The sequence below is a fragment of the Pseudorhodoferax sp. Leaf265 genome (assembly GCF_001422365.1).
Taxonomy (GTDB): Bacteria; Pseudomonadota; Gammaproteobacteria; order Burkholderiales; family Burkholderiaceae_C; genus Pseudorhodoferax.
This window is the reverse complement of record NZ_LMMT01000026.1, coordinates 31,093-43,686: the sequence shown is the minus strand read 5'-3', so window position 1 is coordinate 43,686 and position 12,594 is coordinate 31,093. Positions and strand designations below refer to the sequence as shown.

Below are 12,594 nucleotides of genomic sequence, written 5' to 3'. Positions count from 1 at the left end.
ACCGAAGAAGTTATCCACACCATGAGTCCCGCTGGGCTCTATCCAGGGTGGGTCAAGGTTCGATGGAAATGGCGGGTCAGGAATACGTGGAAATCAACAAGCGTAGCCCACCGTGAGGTTCAGCCCCATGGTGGCGATGATGTAGACCAGCCAGGACGTCAGCAGGTAGATGCCGTAGCTGCGCAGGAAGTGCGGCGTCAGCAACAGGGCGAGCGCCACAGTCGCGGCAATGGCGAGCTTCTTCATACCTTGCGCTCCACTTGTCTGCCCAGCAGGCCTTGCGGCTTGAACAGGATCACGACCATGAAGATCACCAGTGCGACGGCATCCTTGTAGGCCGGCGAGATGTAGGCCGCGGCCAGGTTCTCGCAGACGCCGACGATGAGCCCGCCCAGCAGGGCACCACGGCTGTTGTTGAAACCGCCGATGATGGCGGCGAAGAAGGCCTTCGTTCCCAGGCTCTCGCCCATGTCGAACTTGGCTAGGTAGGTGGGCGTGACCAGCAGTGCGGCCGCCGTGGCGAGCACGGCATTGATCGCGAAGGTGTAGAAGATCATGCGCGGCACGTTGATGCCCAGCACCGAGGCGCTCTCGGTGTTCTGCGCGACGGCCTGCATGGCCCGGCCCGTGACGGTTCTGGCCAGGAAGGCCTGGACCACCAGGACCAGCGCCAGCGCAAATGCGAAGGTGCCGATGTCGGTGGCAGAGACCGAGACGCCGAAGACATTGAACACGGTATCGGGGAACAGGCCGGGAAATGCATGCGCCTCGGCGCTGTAGCCCGCCCGCACCCCGTTGCGCATGGCGATCGACAGGCCGATGGTCGCGACCACGATGGGCATCATCCCGAACTTGAACAGCGGGTCGACGATGCCGCGCTTGAAGACCCAGCCGAGCACGAAGACCGCCACGCAGCACGACAGCACGAACCCCAGCCAGAGCGGGACGCCCGCCGACAGGAACATCAGCATGGTGAACGCCGGCAGCATGACGAACTCGCCCTGCGCGAAGTTGATGGTGCCGCTGGCCTGCCAGAGCAAGGTGAAGCCGAGCGCAGCCAGGGCGTAGATCGCGCCCGTGGACAGGCCACTGAAGAAGAGTTGGATGAAGTCGGTCATGTGGAGTTCAAGCCCGCCAGTGCGCGCGCTGCGGCCCGGCCCGGTCGGACGGCCGGGCACAAGGGAGGTGCTGTGCAGGAAGCGGCGCCCAACAACGGCGCCGAACGGAAAGCGGATCGGAGCCCGCCCTACCTGGCCGGCTTGAGCGTCTCGATGACCTGCGTCTTGCCGTTCGCGACGCGCACGAAGAAGCTCTCGCGGTCCAGGTCGCCCTTGTCGTCGTACGTGACATCGAAGAGCACGCCGGGGTACTTGTCGGCCGAGATCGAGATGCCGTGCATGGTCTTCGCGAAGGCCTTGGGATCGATCCTGCCGACCTTCTCGAAACCGGCGCGGGCCACGTGCATGCCGATGTAGCCCTTCATGGCGTTGTGGTCGGCCTTGATCTTGTACTCGGCCTGGTAGCGCTGCGCGAACGCCTGGACCGTCGGGTTGGGCGCATCGGCCGTCAGGCCCACATGCGCGATCACGCCATTGGCGGCCTCGCCGGCCAGTTCGATCACCTTGTCGTTGGCCAGCGTGGTCTCGCCGACGATGGGCTTGTCGTAGCCCTGCTTGCGCAACTCCTTCAACAGGCGTGCGGACTCTTCTTCGTTCGAATAGACGAACAGCGCATCCGCGTTGGACTGCTTTGCCTTGAGCACGGCGCTCGAAAAGTCCACCTGGCCCTGGTCGGTCGAAATGTCCGCGGCCACCTTGATGCCCTTGGCGTCCACCGCCTTGCCGATCATGTCCCGGCCGCCCTTGCCGAAGTCGTTGTTGACGTAGATGACCGCCAGCGTCTTGACCTTCAGGCTCTCGCTCAGGTAGCGCGCCACCTTGGGCATCGCCGCGGCCTGGGTGAACGAAGCGCGGAACACGTAGGGGTTGCCCTGCTGGGTGATGGCCGCGGCTTCGCCGCCGATGATGTTCGGCACCTCGGCACGCCGCGTCTCGTTCATCGACACCAGGATGGAGCCGGAGAAGACAGGCCCGATCACGAGCGGAACGTCCTGGTCGACGGCCTTGGCCGCCAGGCCCTTGGCGACGCCAGGCTGGGTTTGCGAGTCGAGCGCGGTGTACTGGATCTTCTTGCCCAGGATGCCACCGGCTGCGTTGATCTCCTTGACGGCCAGCTTCACGCCGTTGTCGAAGTTCACGCCCGCCGTGGCGCCGGGGCCCGACAGTTCGACGATGCCGACGATGGGCACGGTCTGCGCCGTAGCCATCGCACCGATGCCCGCCATCGCCATTGCGGCGGCCATCTTCTTCACGCGCTTGTTCATGATGTCTCCTGGTTGCTCGCGGCGACTCTAGGAGAACGGGCCACATTTGAAAATTGGCGCACGGACATAGCGCCCATGTGGAGAGCACATAGTGGGTGCAGGGCAAACCTGGGTCGCTCCGCCCTGCGCATGTCGATTCGTGATGAGGCCCATGCCGCGCACGGCATGGACATGCCCTTGCGGCCGTTCCCACAATGGGGAACGGGCCGCCCGGCCCCGGCTTGCCGACGACTTCCGAGGAGACACCTTGCGCAACTTCGCGTACCGCCACTGCCTGTACGAGACCGAGGGTCCGCTGCTGGTCCTGACCTTGAACCGGCCCCAGGTGCTGAACGCCTTGCACCCTGACGCCCACCGCGAGTTGGCCGACGCCTTCGACCGCTACGCAGCCGATCCCGGACTGCGCGTGTGCATCGTCACCGGCGCAGGCGACCGGGCGTTCTGCGTCGGCACCGATCTCAAGGAACTGGCGGCGACGGGCGACCATGCCAAGCCCTCGACCGGCTTCGCGGGAATCACCCACCGTTTCGACCTGTGGAAACCGCTGATCGCGGCCGTCAACGGCCACTGCCTGGGCGGAGGCATGGAAATCCTCGCCGCCTGCGACATCGGCGTGGCGTCCCGCAGCGCGAAGTTCGGCTTGCCGGAGCCACGCGTCGGGCTGGCGGCATTGGGCGGTGGCCTGCTGCAACGGCTGCCACGCCAGATCGGCACCAAGGACGCCATGGCGCTCGTGTTGACCGGCGCCTCGATCAGCGCTGACGAGGCCAAGCGGATCGGCTTGCTCAACGACGTCGTGCCCGCCGAGTCCGTCATGGCGCGGGCCAGGCAGTACGCGGCGGACATCCTGGCCTGCGCGCCGCTGGCGGTGCAGGCGTCCAAGCAGATCATGCTGCAGAGCCTTGCCGTCGCGAACCTGCAGGAGACCATGCACGAGAACTACCCGGCGGCCGTGCGCATGCTGGGGAGCAACGACGCCATCGAAGGGCCGCTGGCGTTTGCAGAAAAGCGCCGACCGAACTGGTCGGGGCAGTGAAGCTGCGACCTGCTGGCCCAGCGGGTCGAGGCGGCGCGTGGCGCCGCCCCATCGCACCGGCCTGAACTTCGGTGTCCCCACCCCCCTCACGAGCGTCATCGCGGAACGCGGCGGGCTGCTCTTTCCCCAGATCACAGACGTGTTCTCTGGCCAGGAGGCGATCGATCGCACCATGGTCAACACCTGGGAGGACAAGAAGGTTGCCGATGCCGTCAAGGTGGCGGAATGCCAGCGCGGCTGGGCGCGACTGGACACCGCCGCCGGCATCACCGAAGTGATCAAACAGCATGGAGGTGGAAGCGGTATCGCCTACCTGTGGGAGCAGCAGCTCTTGAACACGCCGGTTCCAGGCCGAGGGGCGACAGACGAGGGCCTGCCATGCGGATGCGGCCGCAGGTGCAGGGGCGACGCAGAGCGGCGCTGTCCAAGAAGAACGGGCCGCTGCTGCCGACATGCGAGCCTTCGGCCAAGGGCGGGCCGCTCAGAGTGCGCGGCGAGCTGGCGCTCAACGCCCCCTTGTCGCGCTGCGCACTGGCATCGCCGGGGAACAATTGCTGGCGGCCTCGGCACCACACGCACGGCCAGAACCCCGCGGTCCGCACAGCTGCAGGGCTTTTCACGGCTGCCCGTGCGATGCCAGCACCGGGTAGGCCTCGGCCAAGGGTGTCACCGCGCCCGCGGCCGCCGGGTCGTAGCCCGGCAGCGCGGCCAGCAGTTGCCGGAAGGCCGGATCGTGCAAGGCCTGCAGCACCGCCTGCAGCGCGGGCGTGGCCATGACGCCGCTGCGGCACAGCAGGAAATAACGCTCGGTCGCCACCGGCACGAAATCGAGCTTGAACTGGCGGGCGGGTGGCTCCAGACCGAAGCCCGCATCGGCCATGCCGCTGGCCACGTGCGCGGCCACGGCCGCATGGGTGTACTCGCCCTGCTCGAAGCCGGCAATCGCCGTCGACGCGAGCTGCTGGCCTGCCAGCAGCTGCTCCAGCAGGAAACGCGTGCCCGAGCCGGGTTGGCGATTGACGAAGCGCACGCCGGGACGCGCGAGATCGGCCAGGGCGAACAGTTCCTTGGGATTGCCCGCACGCACCATGAGGCCCTGGCGGCGCACGGCAATGTCGACCAGCTGCAGGTCCTGCCCGCGCAGCCAGCGCCCATAGTGCGCCAAGGCCGCCGCCTGCGTCGCTCCGATGGGAATGTGCAGGCCGGCCACGTCGCAGTCGCCGTCGCGCAGCGCCGCGGCGGCGGCCGAGCTGCTCGCGTACGAGAACGCGAGCGGGAGCCCGTCCGCGGCCAGCCGGTCGATCAGGCGCTCGATGGCGAAGCCGTGGCTGGCATGGATGCGCAGGGCCGCCGGCGCTTCCGCCAACGCGCCGCGCAGCTCCTGCGCCAGTTCCGACGACAGTGTCTCCAGCACCGGCCGCAGCCGGGCCTGGATGCGCCGGTCGGCCCAGGCGATGCGTGCGCCCAGCTCGGTCAGCGTCGAGCCCTTGCCGCGCGCCATGCGCATGAGTGGTGCCTGGAACAGCGCCTCGCCCTGCCGCACCAGCGCCCAGGCATGGCGGTACGACAGGCCCAGCACGCGGGCGGCGCTCTGCAGGCTGCCGGTCTCCGCCACCTGGACCAGCAGGTCGATCAGGCGCGCCGGCAGCGGCGCGCCCTGCGCGCCCTGGATGGTCCAGACCGGAACGATGGAGACCTGCTGCATCTGCGCTTGCCCTTTATGAACTCGACTTCCTATGCACCGGAGGCGTTGCCTCATATTGCCGCGCCGAGCGTTCGGCGCGAGGATGGCCGCCCGCACTCGGCCTGCGGCATTGTCGGTGCCGCCGCGGGCGGCGCCGGCACCACCGGGCCTACCACCCCATGAGCGAACAGAAGATCGAGTTCTACACGGGCCCCGCCGGCGGCTGGGGCGCGCTGAACAGCGTGAAGAACGCGCTGCTGCGCCAGGACATCCCCATCAAGGGCGCCAGGACGCTGCTGTCGGCCAACCAGCCCGATGGCTTCGACTGCCCGGGCTGCGCCTGGCCCGACCGCAACCACGCCTCGACCTTCGAGTTCTGCGAGAACGGCGTGAAGGCCGTGGCCGCCGAGGCCACGGCCCGGCGCGCCGGGCCCGAACTGTTCGCGCGCCACACGGTGGCCGAGCTACTGCAGCAGAGCGACTTCTGGCTCGAGGACCAGGGCCGGCTCACGCATCCCATGGTTTACGACGCAGCCAGCGACAGGTACCTGCCCATCGCCTGGGACGATGCCTTCGCGCTGATCGCGCGCCACCTGAACGCCCTGCCCGATCCCGACCAGGCCATCTTCTACACCTCGGGCCGGGCCAGCAACGAGGCCGCCTTCCTGTACCAGCTGTTCGTGCGCGAGTACGGCACCAACAACTTCCCCGACTGCTCCAACATGTGCCACGAGCCCAGCGGCAGCGGCATGAAGCCGCAGATCGGCGTGGGCAAGGGCACGGTGACGCTGGACGATTTCGAGCAGGCCGACGCGATCTTCATCTTCGGCCAGAACCCGGGCACCAACCACCCGCGCATGCTGGGCGAGCTGCGCGCCGCCTCCAAACGCGGCGCGCGCATCGTGAGCTTCAACCCGCTGCGCGAGCGCGGGCTGGAGCGCTTCCAGGATCCGCAGAGCAAGATCGAGATGGCGACGCTGGGCTCTACGCCCATCAGCTCGCACTACTTCCAGCTGCACAGCGGCGGCGACTTCGCCGCCGTCAAGGGCATGCTCAAGCGGCTCATCGAGCGCCAGGACGCGGGCGAGGAGGTGCTGGACAGCCGCTTCATCGCCGAGCACACCGTGGGCTTCGAAGCCCTGGCCGCCGATGTGCGCGCCGAATCCTGGGATGTGATCGTCCAGGAGGCCGGCCTCACGCTGGCCCAGATCCAGCAGGCCGCCGACATCTACATCGCCGCCGAGAGCGCGATCTTCTGCTGGGGCATGGGCATCACCCAGCACCAGAACTCCGTGGCCACCATCCAGATGATGGGCAACCTGCTCATGGCGCGCGGCAACGTGGGCCGGCCCGGCGCCGGCTTCTGCCCCGTGCGCGGCCACAGCAACGTGCAGGGCGACCGCACCATGGGCATCTGGGAGAAGCCGCCGGCCGCGCTGCTGGACCGCCTCGCCAAGGTGTTTCAGTTCGAGCCACCGCGCCGCAATGGCTACGACACGGTGGAAGCCATCCGGGCCATGCTTGCTGGCCAAGGCAAGGTGTTCTTCGCACTGGGCGGCAACTTCGCGGCCGCCACGCCAGACACCTACGCCACCTGGCGCGGCCTGCGCCAGTGCGCGCTGACTGTGCACGTGACCACCAAGCTCAACCGCAGCCATGTGGTGCACGGCAAGGAGGCGCTGATCCTGCCCTGCCTGGGCCGCACCGAGATCGACATGCAGGCCACCGGCCCGCAAGGCGTGACCGTGGAAGACTCGATGAGCATGGTGCACCTCTCCATGGGCATCAACCCACCGGCCAGCGAGCTGCTGCTGTCCGAGCCGGCCATCGTGGCGCGGCTGGCCGCCGCGACATTGCAAGGCCGCAGCCAGACACCCTGGCTGTGGTTGATCGAAGACTACGCGCGCATCCGCGACAAGATCGAAGCCGTGTTCGACGACTTCAAGGACTTCAACCAGCGCGTGGCGCACCCGGGCGGCTTCCGCCTGCGCAACACGGCCAGCGAGCGCGTGTGGAACACGCCCACGGGCAAGGCCACCTTCTTCCCGCACGCCGTGCCGCAGGACACGCCCGTGCACCGCGCGCGCCGCAGCGACAAGGCCCGCGACACCATCGTCTTCACGCTGCTGACCACGCGCTCGCACGACCAGTACAACACCACCATCTACGGCATGGACGACCGCTACCGCGGCGTGTTCGGCCAGCGCCGCGTGGTGTTCATCCACGCCGAGGACATCCGCGCGCTGGGGTTCGAGGACGGCGACCGGGTCGACATCCACACCGTCTGGGACGACGGACAGGAGCGCCGGGCCGACCGGTTCAAGCTCGTGGCCTACGACATCCCGCGCGGCTGCCTGGCGGCCTACTACCCCGAGACCAACCCACTGGTGCCGCTGTCAGCCACGGCCATCGCGGCGGGCACGCCGACCTCCAAGGCCATCCCGGTGGTGCTGACGCCGCATGCGCTGGCCGGCGCCACCGCCGCCGCAGCCTGATGCAGGACGAGGCGCCGCTGTCGACCCGCATCCTGCAGCAACTGGCCCAGGCGCCCGTGGGCGGCGGCATGTCGCTGCCGCGCCTGGGCAAGCGCCTGGGCCTCAACGCCAGCGTGCTGATGCGCGAGCTCGCGCTGATGGGCGATGCCGCCATCGGCGGCGTGCGCGGCCCCGGCTGGGCGCACGTGGTGCAACTGGACGGCCGCTGGGTCGTTCACATCACGCCCGCGGGACGCGCCTGGCTCAGCGCAGACCCGCGTTGATCCGGTCGAGCGCCTTGGTGCCGGGGCACAGCTCCGGTGCCTGCAGCCGGTTCAACGGCGTCTGGCTGGTCTGCAGCATGGCGTGCAGGTCCTCGACCTCACGGTCCACATAAAGCAGCCCGGTCAGCAGTTCACCGCGCGCCTGCTGCGCCACCACATGCTGCAGGGCCGCGGCACGGTCGCTGGGGTCGTGGTCGTCGCGCAGCTTGCGCAGGCGCAGCAGCGAGCCGTCGGCCTGCGGCAGCGTGAGCAGCTCCCCGGGAGCCGGCTCGGCCTGGATCTCGTCGGCCAGGCGGATGAAGTCGATGCGGTTCACGGCCTCGTTGTGGCCGCGCACGTAGTCGTAGCTCTTGGTGCTGCCGGCGTGGTTGTTGAAGGCCACGCAGGGGCTCACCACGTCGATGAAGGCCGCGCCACGGTGGCCGATGGCGCCGCGGATCAGCGGCACCAGCTGCGCCTTGTCGCCCGAGAAGCCACGCGCCACGTAGCTGGCGCCCAGCTGCAGCGCCAGGCCCACGAGGTCGATCGGGCTGTCGTGGTTGACCGCGCCCTTCTTGCTCTTGGAGCCCTGGTCGGCCGTGGCCGAGAACTGGCCCTTGGTCAGGCCGTAGACGCCGTTGTTCTCGACGATGTAGACCATGTTCACGCCGCGCCGCATGGCGTGCGCGAACTGGCCCAGGCCGATCGAGGCCGAGTCGCCGTCGCCCGAGACGCCCAGGTACAGCAGCTCGCGGTTGGCCAGCTGCGCGCCGGTCAGCACCGAGGGCATGCGCCCGTGCACGGTGTTGAAGCCGTGCGAGGCGCCCAGGAAGTAGTCCGGCGTCTTGGAGCTGCAGCCGATGCCCGAGAGCTTGGCCACGCGGTGCGGCTCCACGTCGAGCTCCCAGCAGGCCTGGATGATGGCGGCCGAGATCGAGTCGTGGCCGCAGCCGGCACACAGCGTGGAGATCTTGCCTTCGTAGTCGCGCCGCGTGTAGCCGACCTGGTTCTTCGCGAGCGAGGGGTGGTGGACCTTGGGTTTGGCCAGGTAGGTCATGCAGCGGTCTCCGGCTGGCGGTCCAGCGCCGAGGTGATGGCGCGGGCAATGAAGCGCGCCGTGATCGGCGTGCCGTCGAAATGCAGCACGCGCACCAGGCGCGCGGGGTCGGCATCGAGCTCGTTGACGAGCAGGCTGCGCATCTGCGCGTCGCGGTTCTGCTCGACCACGAACACACGTTCGTGCGCGGCGATGAAGCGGCGGACCGATGCCGGGAACGGGAAGGCGCGCAGGCGCATCGCGTCCACGTGCACGCCGGCGGCGGCCAACTGCTGCAGGGCCTCGTCCATGGCCGGGCTGGTGGACCCGAAGTAGAGGACGCCGAGCGGTGTGGCCTGCGCGGCCGCGCGCTCTGCGGGCGCAGGCACCAGATCGGCCGCGGTGGCGAACTTGCGCAGCAGCCGCTCGACGTTGTAGACGTAGTCCGGCCCGCGCTCGGAGTAGCGCGCATAGGCGTCGCGCGTGGTGCCGCGCGTGAAGTAAGCGCCCTTGCTTTCGTGGGTGCCCGGCAAGGTGCGCCAGGGGATGCCGTCGCCGTCCACGTCCTTGTAGCGGCCGAAGTCGCGGCCGGCCTCCAGCATCTCGGCCGTCATGATCTTGCCGCGGTCGTAGTCACGCCCCTCCTCCCACACGAAGGGTGCGCACAGGCGCTGGTTCATGCCGATGTCCAGGTCGGTCATCACGAACACCGGCGTCTGCAGGCGGTCCGCCAGGTCGAGCGCGGCGGCGGCATGCTCGAAGCACTCGCGCGGATCTTCCGGGAACAGCAGCACATGCTTGGTGTCGCCGTGCGAGGCATAGGCGCAGGCGAGGATGTCGGCCTGCTGTGTGCGTGTCGGCATGCCGGTGGACGGGCCGCCGCGCTGCACGTTGACGATGGTCACGGGAATCTCGGCGAAGTAGGCCAGGCCGATGAACTCGGTCATCAGCGAGACACCGGGACCGGATGTGGCCGTGAACGCGCGCGCGCCGTTCCAGCCCGCGCCCACCACCATGCCGATGGAGGCGATCTCGTCCTCGGCCTGCACGATGGCGTAGCGGCGCTCGCCCGTTTCCTTGTCTTCGCGGAATTGGCTGCAGTAGGACTGGAAGGCCTCGGCCACCGAGGACGAGGGCGTGATCGGGTACCAGGCCGCCACCGTGGCGCCGCCGTACACGCAGCCCAGCGCGGCTGCGCTGTTGCCGTCCACGAAGATGCGCTGGCCGACCTTGTCGGCCCGGCGCACGCGGATCGGCAGCGGCGCCTGCAGGTGCTCCTGCGCGAAGTCGCGGCCCAGATGCAGTGCGCGCACGTTGGAGGCCAGCAGCTTCTCCTTGCCCTTGTACTGCTCGCCGAACAGGTCGACGATGACCTGGGCCTCGATGTCCAGCAGCACCGACAGCGCGCCCACGTAGATGATGTTCTTGAACAGCTGGCGCTGGCGCGGGTCGCTGTAGACCGCGTTGGCGATCTCGGTCAGCGGCATGCCGATGACCGTGATGTCGCTGCGCAGCTGCGCAGGCGGCACGGGCCGCGTGCTGTCGTAGAAGAGGTAGCCGCCCGGCTCGATCTCGGCCAGGTCGTCGGCCCAGGTCTGCGGGTTCATGGCCACCATCATGTCGATGCCGCCGCGCCGGCCCAGGTGACCGGCCTCGCTGACGCGCACCTCGTACCAGGTCGGCAGGCCCTGGATGTTGCTCGGGAAGATGTTGCGTGGGCTCACGGGCACGCCCATGCGCAGGATGGCCTTGGCGAAGAGTTCGTTGGCCGAGGCCGAGCCCGAGCCGTTGACGTTGGCGAACTTGACGACGAAGTCGTTGACGGCGGCAATGGGGGTCATGCGTGGGCTCCCTGGCCGCTACCTGCCTGCGCCGTCTTGAACAGGAACTTCTGCATGTCCCAGGCGCCGGTGGGGCAGCGCTCGGCGCACAGGCCGCAGTGCAGGCACAGGTCCTCGTCCTTGGCCATCACGCGGCCGGTCTTGAGCGGGTCGGAGACGTAGAGGTCTTGGTCCGGGTGCAGGGCCGGCGCCTTCAGGCGCTCGCGCAGGTCGGCCTCCTCGCCGGGCGCCGTGAAGCTGATGCAGTCCATGGGACAGATGTCCATGCAGGCATCGCACTCGATGCAGGCCTCTTGCGCGAAGACGGTCTGCACGTCGCAGTTCAGGCAGCGCTGGGCCTCCTTGAAGGCGGTGGCGGCGTCGAAGCCCAGTTCCACCTCCACGCGGATGCTGGCCAGCGCGACCTCGGCCTGCGCCCAGGGCACCTTGAAGCGCGCCTCGGGCGCCACGGCGTTGTCGTAGCTCCACTCGTGGATGCCCATCTTGGTGGACACCAGGTTGCTGGTTCCGGCCGGGCGCGCCTGCACATCCTGGCCCTGCAGGAAGCGGTCGATGGACAGCGCCGCCTCATGCCCATGCGCGACGGCGGTGATGATGTTCTTGGGTCCGAAGGCCGCGTCGCCGCCGAAGAACACCCGCGGCAGCGAGGACTGGAAGGTCTGCGCGTCCAGCACGGGCAGGCCGTTCTCGTGGAAGGCGATGCCGCAGCTGCGCTCGATCCAGGGAAAGGCGTTCTCCTGGCCGACCGCGATCAGCACCTCGTCGCAGGGCAGCAGCACCTCGGGCGCGCCGGTCGGCACCAGCTGGCGCCGGCCCCGCGCATCGATCTCGGCGCGCACGATCTGAAAGCGCATGCCGGTGAGCCGCCCGCCTTCGTGCACGAAGGCCACGGGCACGTGGTAGTTCAGGATCGGGATGCCTTCGTGCTGCGCATCCTCCTTCTCCCAGGGCGAGGCCTTCATCTCGTCGAAGCCGCTGCGCACCACGACCTTGACGTCCTCGCCGCCCAGGCGACGCGCCGAGCGGCAGCAGTCCATGGCGGTGTTGCCGCCGCCCAGCACCAGCACCCGCCGGCCCGTGCGCGTGACATGGCCGAACGAGACCGAGGCCAGCCAGTCGATGCCGATGTGGACGTGGGCGCCAGCCTCTTGCCGGCCGGGCAGGTCCAGGTCGCGCCCGCGCGGGGCGCCGCAGCCCACGAAGACGGCGTCGAAGTCCTGCGCCAGCAGGTCGGCCATGGAGCTGATGCGCTCGCCGCCGCGGAATTCGACGCCCAGGTCCAGCACATAGCCGGTCTCCTCGTCGATGACCTCCTCGGGCAGGCGGAAACGCGGGATCTGCGTGCGGATGAAGCCGCCCGCCTTGGCCTCGCCGTCGAACACCGTGACGGCATAGCCCAGCGGTGCCAGGTCGCGCGCCACGGTCAGCGCGGCCGGGCCCGCGCCCACGCAGGCCACGCGCTTGCCATTGGGCGGCGCGGCCTGTGGCATGCGGTGCGCCACTTCGCCCTTCATGTCGGCCGCCACGCGCTTGAGCCGGCAGATCGCCACCGGTTCAGGCTGCTCCTGGCTGGCCTCCTCGACGCGGCCGCGCCGGCAGGCCGGCTCGCAGGGCCGGTCGCAGGTGCGGCCCAGGATGCCGGGGAACACGTTGGAAGCCCAATTGACCATGTAGGCATCGGCGTAGCGGCCCTGGCCGATCAGGCGGATGTACTCGGGAACGGGGGTGTGGGCGGGGCAGGCCCATTGGCAGTCGACGACCTTGTGGAAATAAGACGGACTGGCTACTCGCGTTGGCTGCAATCTTTGTCTCCTTGCCCAGCGGTGCCGGTGGCCCACTGGTCAGACCAGTCTACGCGCGGGGGCGGCGCCAGGCCT

The 12,594-nt window shown here is 68.9% G+C and carries 10 protein-coding genes; 3 read left to right on the top strand and 7 right to left on the bottom strand.

The genetic code is table 11. From position 1 onward, the window contains the following. Positions 1-93 precede the first annotated feature (93 nt). The 3 genes from ASF45_RS35510 to ASF45_RS21145 all read right to left on the bottom strand — a co-directional run bounded on the left by ASF45_RS35510 (position 94) and on the right by ASF45_RS21145 (position 2,383). A complete protein-coding gene (locus ASF45_RS35510) occupies positions 94-246 on the bottom strand; it encodes a hypothetical protein (RefSeq protein ID WP_235580992.1) in 153 nt (50 codons plus the stop codon). Next, positions 243-1,118, bottom strand: coding sequence for a branched-chain amino acid ABC transporter permease (locus tag ASF45_RS21150; RefSeq protein WP_056667446.1), 876 nt, complete (start codon positions 1,116-1,118; stop codon positions 243-245). Before ASF45_RS21150 ends, ASF45_RS35510 begins: the two co-directional genes overlap by 4 nt. A 128-nt stretch (positions 1,119-1,246) precedes the next feature. Continuing rightward, positions 1,247-2,383, bottom strand: a complete 1,137-nt coding sequence (locus ASF45_RS21145) for an ABC transporter substrate-binding protein (RefSeq protein WP_056667442.1) — start codon at positions 2,381-2,383, stop codon at positions 1,247-1,249. Positions 2,384-2,630: 247 nt separating this feature from the next. Here ASF45_RS21145 and ASF45_RS21140 point away from each other — a divergent pair, with 247 nt between their 5' ends. Next, positions 2,631-3,419: an enoyl-CoA hydratase-related protein gene (locus ASF45_RS21140; protein ID WP_235580991.1), complete on the top strand. Its 789-nt coding sequence runs from the start codon at positions 2,631-2,633 to the stop codon at positions 3,417-3,419. A gap of 616 nt (positions 3,420-4,035) precedes the next feature. On the opposite strand, the gene ASF45_RS21135 is transcribed toward ASF45_RS21140, so the two are convergent. Then, positions 4,036-5,124, bottom strand: a complete 1,089-nt coding sequence (locus ASF45_RS21135) for a substrate-binding domain-containing protein (protein ID WP_056667439.1) — start codon at positions 5,122-5,124, stop codon at positions 4,036-4,038. 158 nt (positions 5,125-5,282) lie between these two features. Here ASF45_RS21135 and ASF45_RS21130 point away from each other — a divergent pair, with 158 nt between their 5' ends. Together ASF45_RS21130 and ASF45_RS21125 are read left to right on the top strand one after the other, a co-directional pair. Next, the gene (locus tag ASF45_RS21130) at positions 5,283-7,598 is read left to right on the top strand and encodes an FdhF/YdeP family oxidoreductase (protein WP_056667436.1); all 2,316 of its coding nucleotides are present in this window, start codon (positions 5,283-5,285) and stop codon (positions 7,596-7,598) included. Further along, complete coding sequence (locus ASF45_RS21125; protein WP_056667433.1) at positions 7,598-7,861, top strand: hypothetical protein; 264 nt, start codon at positions 7,598-7,600, stop codon at positions 7,859-7,861. Before ASF45_RS21130 ends, ASF45_RS21125 begins: the two co-directional genes overlap by 1 nt. Here ASF45_RS21125 and ASF45_RS21120 read toward each other — a convergent pair. The 3 genes from ASF45_RS21120 to ASF45_RS21110 are packed head-to-tail and all read right to left on the bottom strand — an operon-like array spanning position 7,842 to position 12,519. Continuing rightward, positions 7,842-8,897, bottom strand: a complete 1,056-nt coding sequence (locus ASF45_RS21120; RefSeq protein ID WP_056667430.1) for a 2-oxoacid:ferredoxin oxidoreductase subunit beta — start codon at positions 8,895-8,897, stop codon at positions 7,842-7,844. The genes ASF45_RS21125 and ASF45_RS21120 overlap by 20 nt on opposite strands. Beyond that, a complete protein-coding gene (locus tag ASF45_RS21115) occupies positions 8,894-10,717 on the bottom strand; it encodes a 2-oxoacid:acceptor oxidoreductase subunit alpha (protein WP_056667428.1) in 1,824 nt (607 codons plus the stop codon). Before ASF45_RS21115 ends, ASF45_RS21120 begins: the two co-directional genes overlap by 4 nt. Continuing rightward, positions 10,714-12,519 carry an FAD-dependent oxidoreductase gene (locus ASF45_RS21110; RefSeq protein ID WP_056667424.1) on the bottom strand — a complete coding sequence of 602 codons (1,806 nt, stop codon included), beginning with the start codon at positions 12,517-12,519 and terminating at the stop codon, positions 10,714-10,716. Before ASF45_RS21110 ends, ASF45_RS21115 begins: the two co-directional genes overlap by 4 nt. Positions 12,520-12,594 lie beyond the last annotated feature (75 nt).

Bases quoted from the DNA above. Each gene is read 5' to 3' on its own strand.
- ASF45_RS21135 (WP_056667439.1), bottom strand. From the start codon at position 5,124: ATGCAGCAGGTCTCCATCGTTCCGGTCTGGACCATCCAGGGCGCGCAG.
- ASF45_RS21145 (WP_056667442.1), bottom strand. From the start codon at position 2,383: ATGAACAAGCGCGTGAAGAAGATGGCCGCCGCAATGGCGATGGCGGGC.
- ASF45_RS21125 (WP_056667433.1), top strand. From the start codon at position 7,598: ATGCAGGACGAGGCGCCGCTGTCGACCCGCATCCTGCAGCAACTGGCC.
- ASF45_RS35510 (WP_235580992.1), bottom strand. From the start codon at position 246: ATGAAGAAGCTCGCCATTGCCGCGACTGTGGCGCTCGCCCTGTTGCTG.
- ASF45_RS21130 (WP_056667436.1), top strand. From the start codon at position 5,283: ATGAGCGAACAGAAGATCGAGTTCTACACGGGCCCCGCCGGCGGCTGG.
- ASF45_RS21150 (WP_056667446.1), bottom strand. From the start codon at position 1,118: ATGACCGACTTCATCCAACTCTTCTTCAGTGGCCTGTCCACGGGCGCG.
- ASF45_RS21115 (WP_056667428.1), bottom strand. From the start codon at position 10,717: ATGACCCCCATTGCCGCCGTCAACGACTTCGTCGTCAAGTTCGCCAAC.
- ASF45_RS21120 (WP_056667430.1), bottom strand. From the start codon at position 8,897: ATGACCTACCTGGCCAAACCCAAGGTCCACCACCCCTCGCTCGCGAAG.